This is a genomic window from Snodgrassella sp. W8135, assembly GCF_016101225.1.
In the GTDB taxonomy this organism is placed as follows: Bacteria; Pseudomonadota; Gammaproteobacteria; order Burkholderiales; family Neisseriaceae; genus Snodgrassella; species Snodgrassella alvi.
In genome coordinates this window covers 293,393-305,436 of the sequence record NZ_JACFQX010000001.1, presented here as the reverse complement: position 1 = coordinate 305,436, position 12,044 = coordinate 293,393, and the positions used below count along the sequence as shown (strand labels likewise).

11 protein-coding genes are annotated in these 12,044 nt (G+C 39.4%); 6 read left to right on the top strand and 5 right to left on the bottom strand.

What is annotated here, in order from left to right; all coding sequences use genetic code 11:
• Nucleotides 1–230: 230 nt before the first annotated feature.
• The 4 genes from H3T75_RS01325 to H3T75_RS01310 form a co-directional block, all read right to left on the bottom strand.
• On the bottom strand, nucleotides 231–1,286 hold the full coding sequence (locus H3T75_RS01325) for a nucleoid-associated protein (protein WP_198210814.1): 1,056 nt from the start codon (nucleotides 1,284–1,286) through the stop codon (nucleotides 231–233).
• Nucleotides 1,287–1,344: 58 nt separating this feature from the next.
• Complete coding sequence (locus H3T75_RS01320; RefSeq protein WP_198210813.1) at nucleotides 1,345–2,508, bottom strand: sugar transporter; 1,164 nt, start codon at nucleotides 2,506–2,508, stop codon at nucleotides 1,345–1,347.
• A gap of 435 nt (nucleotides 2,509–2,943) precedes the next feature.
• A complete protein-coding gene (locus H3T75_RS01315; protein ID WP_198210812.1) occupies nucleotides 2,944–3,087 on the bottom strand; it encodes a hypothetical protein in 144 nt (47 codons plus the stop codon).
• 80 nt (nucleotides 3,088–3,167) lie between these two features.
• On the bottom strand, nucleotides 3,168–5,018 hold the full coding sequence (locus tag H3T75_RS01310) for an NACHT domain-containing NTPase (RefSeq protein ID WP_198210811.1): 1,851 nt from the start codon (nucleotides 5,016–5,018) through the stop codon (nucleotides 3,168–3,170).
• A gap of 193 nt (nucleotides 5,019–5,211) precedes the next feature.
• On the opposite strand from H3T75_RS01310, the gene H3T75_RS01305 reads away from it, so the two are divergent.
• Nucleotides 5,212–6,909 (top strand): formate--tetrahydrofolate ligase, encoded by a 1,698-nt coding sequence (locus tag H3T75_RS01305; RefSeq protein ID WP_198210810.1) that lies wholly within the window; start codon nucleotides 5,212–5,214, stop codon nucleotides 6,907–6,909.
• 505 nt (nucleotides 6,910–7,414) lie between these two features.
• Here the strand turns inward: H3T75_RS01305 and tal are convergent.
• The gene (tal, locus tag H3T75_RS01300; RefSeq protein ID WP_198210809.1) at nucleotides 7,415–8,470 is read right to left on the bottom strand and encodes a transaldolase; all 1,056 of its coding nucleotides are present in this window, start codon (nucleotides 8,468–8,470) and stop codon (nucleotides 7,415–7,417) included.
• A 206-nt stretch (nucleotides 8,471–8,676) separates the two neighbouring features.
• On the opposite strand from tal, the gene H3T75_RS01295 reads away from it, so the two are divergent.
• From H3T75_RS01295 to lptB, 5 genes are read left to right on the top strand one after another with little or no spacing between them, the layout of a single operon-like run.
• Entirely contained in the window at nucleotides 8,677–9,651 is a 975-nt protein-coding gene (locus tag H3T75_RS01295; protein ID WP_198210808.1) for a KpsF/GutQ family sugar-phosphate isomerase, read from the top strand.
• Nucleotides 9,652–9,692: 41 nt separating this feature from the next.
• Complete coding sequence (locus tag H3T75_RS01290; RefSeq protein WP_198211254.1) at nucleotides 9,693–10,226, top strand: HAD family hydrolase; 534 nt, start codon at nucleotides 9,693–9,695, stop codon at nucleotides 10,224–10,226.
• Nucleotides 10,223–10,807: an LPS export ABC transporter periplasmic protein LptC gene (lptC, locus tag H3T75_RS01285; protein ID WP_084547647.1), complete on the top strand. Its 585-nt coding sequence runs from the start codon at nucleotides 10,223–10,225 to the stop codon at nucleotides 10,805–10,807. Before H3T75_RS01290 ends, lptC begins: the two co-directional genes overlap by 4 nt.
• Complete coding sequence (gene lptA / locus H3T75_RS01280; RefSeq protein ID WP_084565533.1) at nucleotides 10,788–11,291, top strand: lipopolysaccharide transport periplasmic protein LptA; 504 nt, start codon at nucleotides 10,788–10,790, stop codon at nucleotides 11,289–11,291. Before lptC ends, lptA begins: the two co-directional genes overlap by 20 nt.
• Before the next feature lie 9 nt (nucleotides 11,292–11,300).
• Complete coding sequence (lptB, locus tag H3T75_RS01275; protein ID WP_110414528.1) at nucleotides 11,301–12,044, top strand: LPS export ABC transporter ATP-binding protein; 744 nt, start codon at nucleotides 11,301–11,303, stop codon at nucleotides 12,042–12,044.

The following is a 12,044-nucleotide window of genomic DNA, read 5'->3' as shown; positions in this document are numbered from 1 at the left end:
ACTTATATTAAGTTGCAGGCTGATAAGAGTAAAATCACTCTTACTACAATAAATTTTTTAATAATTTTATCAATATACTTATTTCACGCTTAGTAATATTTTTGGTAAACAAATTTTTATTAGAGAGTTATTCTCTTTGTAAACAAACACGATAAGTCTGACATTATTTTGTCAGACTTATCGTCATTCTATTTTGCAGACAATCCAAAATACTGAATAAGTTAGGTTTACTATTTTTCCTGCTGGTAATAAATTTTATAAAACTTACGCCCGTCTTCATCCCGCCCTTTTTCAATCATATCTTTACCGCCATGAATATAGATATGAAAATTTTTATCCAGCTTCACCACGCTTTTAAAATATTTCTCCTGCTTTTTTACCGCTTTGGGAGAAATAGCAAAGCTTTTAACCTGTTCTAATTGATTTTCCTGAGCATAATTCTGGCTGAAATCCTGATATTGCTGAATCAGATCATCATTTGCAAAAACCCGCTGCTCAAATTCCTGCAAATCAAACTGCTCATTATTTTTAAAGTAATCAACAGACCTATTCAGCAAACCGATTTTTTCTGATTTACTCGCCTCATCATCAGTATCCATGGTCTGAGCAATAAATTGCTTGGCTGTTTCCATAATCTGAGTAGTCTGATGATATTCATTATTAACAGGTCTGATACTTAAAAAATCTTCAGTCCAGTATTTGGCCTCTGCATGTTTGTTGGTATTATCTACAACAGCAACCAGATAGCCCTGCTCTGAATGCAGATTAAAAATCAGACAGCCTTTATCCAGTTTCTGAATGCTTAATCCTTCAATATCAGCTAAATCATAACCATTCTGCCGGTCTTCAACTTTCAGAATTCTCTGCTTATTTTCTGATTTAAAAATACCAATACAATCCACTACTTCATCATCTACCGTACAGTCCGCAAGATAAAATACACCCAATTCACCGGGCTTAATTTGCGGATGATTACTTTTTTCATACAGATAACGCCCCATATTTTTAGACTGATTAATAAAATCATCAATATCTGTATGCTCAAACATGGCTTTGATAATGGTATAAACCGGATTGAGCTCTAAATCAGGAAAAAAATGAAACTGATACAACTCATCAAATTTAAAATTGGAAGTAATCAATTTATTAAGTATTTCTTCCACATTTTCATAATTACTTAATTTATCACACAGCCGCACACCATCCGCAGTACTTTTATTGCCAATACCGTGTATGATTAATCTACTAATTTTTCCAAGAACAAATTTCGGCATAGATTCAAACATTCTTATAATCAATAAACAAAATTAATAAGCGCTGGTTATACCTGCGCTTATTTGCTTTTTACCAAGCTTTTCTGGATAACAAGAAAAAAAGTATTAACGCGAGGAGAACAAAAATAGCACCAACCAATCCAATATAATGAGTTGACAGTTTCACTAATACCTGGCTGCCGACAAAGGCTCCTCCACCGATACCTATATTATAAATGCCTGAATAAACAGATGTGGCAATGTCAGTCGCATCAGGGGCTGCATCGATCACTTTACTTTGCATTACCATACCAATAATGGTAATGGCTAATCCCCATATCACGCCTTGTATCATCGCGGTGTAGAGACTAAAGGAGCTAAAATAGAGTGATAATAAGCACGCCATCAATAATATTACGGGGACAACTAATATCGCTGTCGGATATTTACTTGCGTATCGAGTAAAAATAACACTACCAATCATGCCCGAAAATCCAATAACCAATAAGAGATGGACAACAACTTCCTGACTGAATCCGCCCACTTTCATCATAAATGGCGTGATGTATGTATAGGCAGTAAAATGTCCTGTGATAATAATAGCTGTTAATAAGTAAATATTGAGTAAGGCCGGTCGTTTTAACACTTTTGGCAGATTTTTGATTGAAATGGTATTAATACTGGGGACTTTAGGAAGTAAGTAAATCAATAAAACTAAAATACCAAAAGCAATGCCACCAATACATAAAAACGTGACACGCCAACCGACTAATTCCCCTATTTTGGTACCAATAGGAATTCCGAGCACCGTTGCCATTGATGTGCCAACTACGATAAAACTCATTGCTTTGGCTTTTTTGCCATTCGGCGCCAATTGAACAGCTAAAGGCGTGGTAATAGCCCAAAATACAGCATGTGCACAAGCGATACCAATACGAGCTGTCATTAAGCTATAAAAATTCCAGGCAAAGCCAGCTAATATATGACTGCCAATAAATAAACAAAACAGCAAAATAAGGAGTTTGCGACGCTCCATTCTGGATGTTAATACGGTTAAGGGTAAGGATAGTAATGATACTGCCCATGCATATATGGTTAATAACAACCCTGCATGAGCGACATCCATCGAAAAGCTTTCTGCAATATTAGGCAGTAAACCAACCGGTACAAATTCGGTGGTATTGAAAATAAATCCGGCAAAAGCTAAACAAAGAATCGACGACCATATCTGAGAGCGCTTTTTAGCATTGTTCATGATTTTACTTAACGACGGGATAAATTAATTGTTGGTAATTATAACTGGAGATTATCCATTAACAGCTTAATTGGTATGCTAGCATTAACGCCAGCAATCAACTTATCAATTAATTAAAATTCAGTAATTTATCCTAGTCACTTAGTAATACATGATTCATTAAAATTGTTGGAAACAAATTTTGTTGTCAATAACTATTGAATCAATACAGGAATTAACAAAATACTTAAACCTAATAAGGTTAGCAGTGTTTAACTGTAAAATATTTCCTTAATTTAATATTCCTCATTTCACTATCTGGATTAGCAAGATTATATTTGTCTACATGATGATTTGAGCTCTTAGTCAATTTTATACTATGATCCATCCAAGCAAATAACTCACCACAACTTTTTCCTACTACTTAATCTAAACTAACTTGTTGATATTTCAGTTCTACCTTAAACTCAGCGTAATCAACTTTTTCATTTTCTTATCACCATCAATCAGACCAATTAGTTTAGTAAGCCTTTTTTGAAAATAATGGTAAAAATCTTCATCTAATAGTTTTTGACGACGTTGTTGTTCAAATTCTGACATAATTATTTCATCTCCTAAATTTATTTTTTATTCGGTTTTTTCTGCTTAAAAGTTTATCCTGAAATAATATTTTACAAATTTCAGTTTTTAAAAATTATTTCATCAATTATTGAACGCTGTTTTGTTATTCTGGATAATATATCATCATAATAATCATTTAAACCTTTCTTTATAAGCTGAGCGTATTTAGTACAGTTAAGTTCAATTAATGTTTTTCTGTCTAATCTAATTATAATCACTTGATCTGTATTATTTCTATTTGTAATTTTTTTTATACATGAATTATTATTACTAATAACTTTTAATATATCATCACTTGATAAATTAAGAGAATAATTAAACATAAGATTTCTATATTTGATGTCAACATTGCTCAGAATGAAATAATTTAATTTTCTTTCTTTATCATCTATATCAGATATCAATAATAAAGAATCAGGAAAAATTGATAAATAAAAATTATCATTTTTAAAGTATATACTTAATGAGTCATTGAATTGTTTAAAAATCTTCTCCGGTTTATTTTCTGCATCAATGCTTTCAAAATATTCATTCAATATTGTTAATTTTTTTAATATATACTCTGTTTCAAAATAATCATGATCCATATCATCAATCATCGCGATAAGATTTGCTTTTACTAATGAAAAAAGACCATCAATATTATCCAACTTGTTTTCTAATTCTAATTTTCTGTCATTCACAATAAACTTAGCAAAGAAATATTCCTGAAATGAACGATGGATAAATTCAAAAAAATTACCATCCTGTAAAAGTAAAGATACTGAATGTACAAAATCATATCGAATATCATTACCTTTACATATTTTATCTGAACTCAGCGTTTTTGAAGCCAAATCTATAAATTTATCAATTTCTTGCAAACTAAATCTATATTTTTTTTTCTGATAAGTTATTGCACAAAAATACATAAAAATTTTTTCTAAGTTCTCATGGGATAGTTTGCTTTTTAATGGCCGGTGAAATCGCCCTTTTGACGCATCGTGTTCTTTAATCAGAACCTGAAAACATTTTTCATAGAAAATATGTCTTTTAGCTGGAATATCGCCATATTCATTAAATGTCAGTAGCATCATTGATGCTAATAAAGGATTTGAGAGAAATTCTTCATGCTCGTCAAATTTATCTTCCGTTAAAAACTCAAGAAAATCTGTTTTTCTTTCTTCAGCAAAATCAATTTTTTTAATAAATGATTGGCATTGGTGATAATCAAAAGGAAGCAGATGCGCAATATAAAAATTTTCCCACGTTGTGAATTCATTCGGGCGGCTTGTCACTACAAAGGGGCAATCCGGGTATTTTAAAGTTAATCTGATTATTTCCTCTTGAATATTGCTTTGCTGAGATTCACTAATTTCATCTAAACCATCAATTAAAAAATAAAATAAGCCTTTTTTCAAACCATATGTAAATTGTTCTTGGGTAAAACTGTCTGAATAGGTCAAGATAGATTGATATATGTAATCAAATAATGTTTGAGTACCTGATGATATACTTCTTAATTCAACAAAAATGGGATAAAAATTGGTCTGATTATCAATTAATTCTTTATAAATTTTTTTTAGAAAAATTGTTTTACCATTTCCCGCATAGCCTGAAATAATAGTTCTGTGTAAATCTGTGGCTATTGATGATTTTATCACATTTTCTTCTAAAACATCGTCATCTACTTCAAATTGCAGTGGCTCGTAAACTTTATCCAGTTCTGTAAGTCTATCCCGTTTCAGTAAGGTATGCACATAAGCACATCTTTGGTAATTTGCTTTTATATATTCAGGCAGCCCTTTATTTAGTTTCATTTCAAGATTTTGATACTTAGCAATACAATATTTAGTAGCTTTTTTTGACATAGCGATTAAAAATTTCGTTATGTTTGAATCCATTTCTTGAGTAAACAGGTCTTTATCCATAATTTATATGTTTATTTAATTTATATTTAAGATATTAATATTATATATTATTTAACATTGAGAAAAATCTAAGCTTTTTAACAGAAATGCGCTATATCTGAAATTAAAATAAATGCTATTTGTTTTCCATTTAAAATACAGCAATAATACTCTGTTTACAAAAACTGACTTATTCAATTTCTAAGGATTTTTTATGTCTACCCTACTCTCCATCACCGAAATTGCCCGCAACAGCAGCATTCCCGAACAATACCTTATCCCTTACGGCCGTGAAGTAGCCAAAGTAGATTTAAAGGTGATTCAGCCGGATAGCAAACAGGGCAAGCTGGTGCTGGTGTCGGCTATTACGCCGACACCGCTGGGAGAAGGTAAAACAGTAACCACTATCGGGCTGAGTCAGGGGCTGAATTTTATCGGTAAGAAAGCGATTGCCTGTATCCGCCAGCCCAGTCTGGGGCCGGTATTCGGGGTAAAAGGTGGGGCAGCCGGCGGAGGTAAAGCACAGGTTTTGCCGATGGAAAAGCTGAATCTGCATTTAACCGGTGATATTCACGCTATTACAGCGGCTCATGATCTGGCTTCTGCGGCACTGGATGCACGCTTATACCATGAAGAACATCTGGGCGAGGAGTTTACGGCACAAACCAAGCTGCCGCGGCTGAATATTGATAAAAACCGGATTGTCTGGAAACGGGTAATCGACCACAACGACCGTGCATTACGCCGGATTAAAGTAGGTGTGGGCGGTGGTGTTAATGGTGTGGAGCGTGAAGACGGGTTTGAGATTTCTGCTGCGTCCGAATTAATGGCGATTCTGGCTCTGGCGACGGATTTACAGGATATGCGCCAGCGTATCGGGCGGATTATTCTGGCTTATGATACTCAGGGCAATCCGGTTACGGCAGAAAAACTTCAGGTAGCCGGTGCGATGACGGTGTTACTGAAAGATGCGATTAATCCGAATCTGATGCAGACGGCAGAACAGACCCCTGTACTGATTCATGCAGGACCGTTTGCCAATATTGCTCATGGTAATTCTTCGGTGCTGGCGGATATGGTCGGCCTGCAAGTGGCGGATTATGTGGTAACAGAAGCTGGTTTCGGCTCTGATATGGGCATGGAGAAATTCTTTAATATTAAATATCGCCAGACAGGTGTGGCGCCTTCATGCGTTGTATTGGTAGCCACGGTACGCAGTCTGAAATCGAATAGCGGCCGGTTTAATATTAAGCCGGGTCAGCCATTACCGGCAGAAGTTACTCAGTGTAATGTTGAGCTGCTGGCTGAAGGCAGTGCTAATCTGGGCTGGCACATTCAGAATGCGAAAAGCTATGGCCTGCCTGTGATTGTGGCTATTAATCGCTTCCCGTACGACCATCAGGAAGAGTTGGATTTTGTACGCCAGTATGCGCTGGAACACGGTGCCTATGCATGTGAAATCAGTGATGCGTTTACTCAGGGTGGTGCGGGTACTCAGGCTCTGGCTCAGCATGTGGTCGCTGCCTGCAATCAAGAAAATTCGGTTACTCTGCCCTATGCTGACAATATGCCGCTGCCGGAAAAAATTCAGACCATGGTGAAGAAATACGGCGCGCGTCAGGCTAACCTGTCGGCACAGGCTTTGCAGAATATTGAAGAAATCAAGCAACTTAAGCTTGATCATTTACCGTTATGCATGGTTAAAACACCATTATCTATCAGTGCAGACCCGAATCTGAAAAATGTTCCGACAGATTTTGATGTTGAAATTGCCCGTTTACAAGTATCGGCCGGTGCGGGCTTTATCCGTGTATATGCGGGTAATGTGATGACTATGCCAGGGCTGGGTACTCTGCCTGCTTATCAACAGATTGATATTGATGCTGAAGGCAATATTGTCGGTTTACATTAAAATTTAACAGAGCCGCCGGTCGGTTGCCGGCTGAGTGACAATTCATGTTTATGCCACAAGAGTTTTGTGCTTTTGTGGCATTTTTATGTATATTAGTCTGAATTCAGCAGCAACAAACATCTGAGCCTTGGATAAAGATTATGGCTTATGGCCAAAAGCTGGCTGCAATACCGATTTTAAGGTTAAGATTAATTTAAGCGCGGCTTATATGGTATTGTTCTGAATGTTATTTATGTTTGGATTATAAATTATAGTTAGCATTATTAATTTTAAAGTTTAAATCATTAAATATAAATTTAAACATTAATTCATTTATCTATACTTTAAATTATCAAGTGTGATTTATCATTTAAATTAATATTTTTTAAGTTTTATATTACAAATGTATTTTCAATATGCTTTTTTTAATCTAAAATTATAAAAGCTTACCGATTATTCTGATTAGTCTAACCGGTAAGCCACAATTCAGATTTCCGTATGTCTTGTTGTGTTTTATTTATTCCGTTTAAGCCAGAGGTTGCAGTAACGCATCGAATGCATCCACAAACTGTTGTAAGCCTTCTTGCTGCAAGCGCACTGCGAGGGATTCAAGATTAATACCCAGCTTCTGAATTTCAATCAGTACGTTTTTAGCCTGCTGTACATCCTGTGTCAGTGTGGTATCGGCATGTCCATGATCGATAAAGGCATTAAGCGTGTTGGTGGGTACAGTATTAATGGTGTCAGCACCAATAATATTTTCTACATAGCAAACATCGGAATACGCTGGATTTTTAGTCCCTGTGGATGCCCAGAGCAAACGCAGTGGTGCAGCCTGCTGTGCTGCCAGATCGGTAAATTCACGGCTCTGGATAAATTCCTGCCATTCAGCATAAGCTGTTTTGGCCAGTGCAATGGCAGTTTTACCCTGCAAAGATTCCGGCAGAGTAATGTCCAGAGCACTGTCAATGCGGGACAGGAAAAAGCTGGCGACTACCTGAATACGGTTAACCGGCAGATTTTGCGCAAGACGCTGGCGAATGCCGGCAGCATGTGCCTGCCATGCTTTGCTAAGCTGGGTTTTAGAAAACAACAGGGTCAGGTTAACATTAATGCCCTGTGCAACCAGTGTGGTTAATGCCTGTATTCCGCTGTCTGTTGCTGGTACTTTTATCATGACATTGGGTCGGTTAAGAACTTCCCATAGTCGCTGGGCTTCGGTAACGGTAGCCTGAGCATCATCGGCCAGATCTGGCGCCACTTCAAGGCTGACAAATCCGGCTTTACCCTGACTGCGTTCATACAAGGACAGACAGACATCACATGCAGCCTGTACATCGGCCACGGCCAGTTGTTCATAACGCTGTTTGGGAGACAGCGGCTGTTGTTTTAGCTGGTTAATATCATTCTGGTAAAGTGTATCGCTGGCAAAGGCTTTTTGAAAAATGGCCGGATTGGAAGTCACGCCACTGATACCCGCCTCAAGCATGTGTGCCAGTTCACCCGACTGAATCAGGTTCCTGGAAAGATTATCCAGCCAGATTTGCTGCCCTAATGTATTGACTTGTGCTAATACGGCCATATTATTTCCTTATAGTAAATATACGTTAGATATGTTTTATTAAGGTTAATCAATCGATTAAACTGGTTATCCATGAATTATGGATTACTCTAACGAGGATGGTGTAATTTGACAAGTTCCGAAGCAAACAAAATAACCGGTATCAGGTTATAATCCGGTTAAATTTATTGTGTTTTCGTTTGCTTATTATTACTGCTGATGATGTTATGAATTTACAGGATAAATATTTAGGCTGGGGTAAAGAAGTTTTTGCTATTGAAGAGCAGTCGATACGTGAAGTTGCCAATAGTCTGGATGAGCATTTTGCTGAGGCGGTAACCACAATTCTCGACTGCTGCGGACGGGTGATTATCACCGGTATGGGCAAAAGCGGTCATATCGGGCGTAAGATTGCCGCTTCGATGGCGTCTACCGGCACACCGACTTATTTTGTACATCCGGCTGAAGCAGGACACGGCGATCTGGGTATGATTGTTGATGGCGATGTGCTGATAGCATTATCCAATTCTGGTGAAAGCGAGGAAATTCTGGCACTGATACCGGCCATCAAACGTAAGCATGTGCAGCTGATCTGTATAACTGGTAAAACCAGTTCAAGCATGGCAAAACATGCGGATATCCATTTATGCGCTCATGTATCACAGGAGGCCTGTCCGTTAGGGCTGGCTCCAACATCCAGTACGACGGCGGTAATGGTATTGGGCGATGCGCTGACGGTGGCACTGCTGCGTGCACGCCAGTTTACCCCTGAAGATTTTGCACTGAGCCACCCTGCCGGCAGTCTGGGTAAACGCTTGTTGTTAACGGTGGCTGATGTTATGCATGGCGGCAAAGATATGCCTCTGGTACAGGAAGATACGCCTTTGCGTGAAGCCATTGTTACTATGAGTGAAAAAGGTCTGGGAATGCTGCTGGTAGTCAATACTGCCGGAGAGCTGTGCGGTTTATTTACAGACGGTGATTTACGCCGTTTATTTCAGAATAACCGGGAATTAAAGGAATGGCTGATGGCCGATGTAATGGGACATGCACCTAAAACCATCACTGCCGACCGACTGGCGACGGAAGCCCTGAAAATCATGCAGGAAAGTCATGTAAACGGACTGGCAGTAATTGATGCAAATAATCGTCCGGTTGGTGCGCTGAATATGCATGATTTATTACAGGCACGGATTGTTTAAATGCATGAGAATGTTATGACTGAGGAATGCCGATGAATACGATGATGTCTGCCAGTGCGATGGTTGAAGCTGCCCGGAAAATCAGGCTGTTTATTATGGATGTAGACGGCGTACTGACTGACGGTCGTATTTTTATCCGTGATAACGGCGAGGAAATCAAATCATTCCATACACTTGACGGCCACGGATTGAAGATGTTGCACCGCCACGGCATTCAAACGGCAATTATTACCGGACGCGACGCACCCTCTGTCGGTATCCGGGTACAGCAGCTTGGCATCGGACATTATTTCAAAGGTATTTCAGATAAACGCAGCTGTTATCGGCAATTATTACAGCAGCTTGGTTTAGATGAGCAGCAATGTGCTTATATCGGCGATGATATCGTAGACTTATCGGTTATGAAACATTGCGGGCTGGCAGTTGCAGTACCCGGTTCTCATCCTTTGGTGTTACAGCATGCTGATTATATTACCCGTGCGCCCGGCGGAGCCGGTGCAGTACGTGAAGTCTGTGATTTATTACTGGATGCACAGGGCTTTCTGGCTCAGGATATGGCGGAGTATCTGGCATGAATGTGATTCGCAGCCGCAGTAACTGGGCATTTCCGCTGATTCTGGCAGTAGCCCTAGGCGGCATAAGCTTCTGGCTAGATCGGATTACTGATATCAAGACAGTGGAAGTTCCTCTGAATCCGAAAGAGCCTAAATATGTGATTAATTTAATCGACGGTGAACGGTATGATGAGCACGGCCAGTTAAGTGAAACCATTCACGCCACTGCTGCCCGGCAGTTTCCGCAGCAAACTGTTATTTATATTGATAATCCCAATATGGGATTATATAAAAACGGTGCTGAACTTTATCGTATTAAGGCCAATACCGGACAGTACTATACCGACAGCCGCAAGGTAGATTTACTGGGACAGGTAGTCTGGCACAAAAATCCGGTGGGAAATGAACCGGCAGGACAGCTGGAAACCAGTGTATTACATGTTGATACACAAACTCAGGTAATCAAAACTGATGCACAGGTTTCTTACCAGTATGGTATATCTCACGGTACATCACAAGGTTTCGAATACGACAAACAACGCGGCTTTCTGAATTTACCCGCACGCGTAAAGGCGATTATTTATGACCCGCACTCTCATTAACGGCAAAATTTTAGCAGTCTTTTGTCTGCTTGCCGGCAGTATGCATGCATGGGCACTGGAAAGTGACCGGCAGCAACCTATTCAGATTGAAGCCGATCAAGGCTCTCTGGATAAACAGAATCAGACAACCGTATTTACCGGTAATGTAAAAATGCGGCAGGGCAGTATGTATATGAATGCAGCTCGTATCACTGCGCATAAGGATAATTCTGGTAACCAGACAATTATTGCTGATGGTAAGCCTGCTACGTTTGGACAGCAGCTGGAAAAAGACGGCATGGTAACCGGTCACGGAGATAATGTACATTATGAAAGCCTGAGCGGTATTGTTACGATTACCGGTAATGCTCAGGTAAACCGTGGTGGTGATATGGCACGCGGTGCGGTAATTGTTTATAACACCAATACTGAGGTTTATACCGTTAAAAGCGCGCCTAAAGGCCGGGTACACGTTATTATCCAACCGCAACAGAAAAAGAAATAATCCATACTCATGAATGTAATGCCTAATGTGCCGCCAAGCCAGCTTCGTGTCAGCGGTCTGCAAAAAAGTTTTAAACAGCGTCAGGTAGTTAATGATGTCGCACTGGAAGTCAACAGTGGCGAGGTAATCGGTCTGCTTGGCCCGAATGGTGCCGGTAAAACTACCAGCTTCTATATGATTGTAGGTCTGATTGCAGCTGATGGTGGCAGTATTATGCTTGATAATCGAGAAATTACTCACCGTCCGATTTATGAACGTGCACGACTTGGTTTAGGTTATCTGCCTCAGGAAGCTTCGATTTTTCGTAAAATGACAGTAGCCCAGAATATCAAAGCTATTCTGGAAATTAACTATCCACCCGAAAAACGAGCCGAACAGCTGGAGCTGCTGCTGGCCGACCTGCATATTGAGCACCTGCGCAATAACACTGCACAGTCTTTATCCGGCGGCGAACGCCGTAGAGCTGAAATTGCACGGGTTCTGGCCATGAACCCGCGCTTCATTCTGCTCGATGAACCATTTGCCGGCGTTGATCCGATTGCAGTGATCGATATTCAGAATCTGATTTCTTTCCTGAAACAGCGTGGTATCGGCACACTAATTACTGACCATAATGTACGTGAAACCCTGCGCATCTGTGACCGTGCATATATTATTAATCAGGGTAGTGTACTGGCTTCCGGAGTACCGGAAGAGCTGGTTAATAATGAACAGGTACGCGCTGTTTATCTGGGTGAGCATTTCGAGTATTAA

Bases quoted from the DNA above. Each gene is read 5' to 3' on its own strand.
- H3T75_RS01325 (WP_198210814.1), bottom strand. From the start codon at position 1,286: ATGTTTGAATCTATGCCGAAATTTGTTCTTGGAAAAATTAGTAGATTA.
- H3T75_RS01320 (WP_198210813.1), bottom strand. From the start codon at position 2,508: ATGAACAATGCTAAAAAGCGCTCTCAGATATGGTCGTCGATTCTTTGT.
- H3T75_RS01315 (WP_198210812.1), bottom strand. From the start codon at position 3,087: ATGTCAGAATTTGAACAACAACGTCGTCAAAAACTATTAGATGAAGAT.
- H3T75_RS01310 (WP_198210811.1), bottom strand. From the start codon at position 5,018: ATGGATAAAGACCTGTTTACTCAAGAAATGGATTCAAACATAACGAAA.
- H3T75_RS01305 (WP_198210810.1), top strand. From the start codon at position 5,212: ATGTCTACCCTACTCTCCATCACCGAAATTGCCCGCAACAGCAGCATT.
- tal (WP_198210809.1), bottom strand. From the start codon at position 8,470: ATGGCCGTATTAGCACAAGTCAATACATTAGGGCAGCAAATCTGGCTG.
- H3T75_RS01295 (WP_198210808.1), top strand. From the start codon at position 8,677: ATGAATTTACAGGATAAATATTTAGGCTGGGGTAAAGAAGTTTTTGCT.
- H3T75_RS01290 (WP_198211254.1), top strand. From the start codon at position 9,693: ATGATGTCTGCCAGTGCGATGGTTGAAGCTGCCCGGAAAATCAGGCTG.
- lptC (WP_084547647.1), top strand. From the start codon at position 10,223: ATGAATGTGATTCGCAGCCGCAGTAACTGGGCATTTCCGCTGATTCTG.
- lptA (WP_084565533.1), top strand. From the start codon at position 10,788: ATGACCCGCACTCTCATTAACGGCAAAATTTTAGCAGTCTTTTGTCTG.
- lptB (WP_110414528.1), top strand. From the start codon at position 11,301: ATGAATGTAATGCCTAATGTGCCGCCAAGCCAGCTTCGTGTCAGCGGT.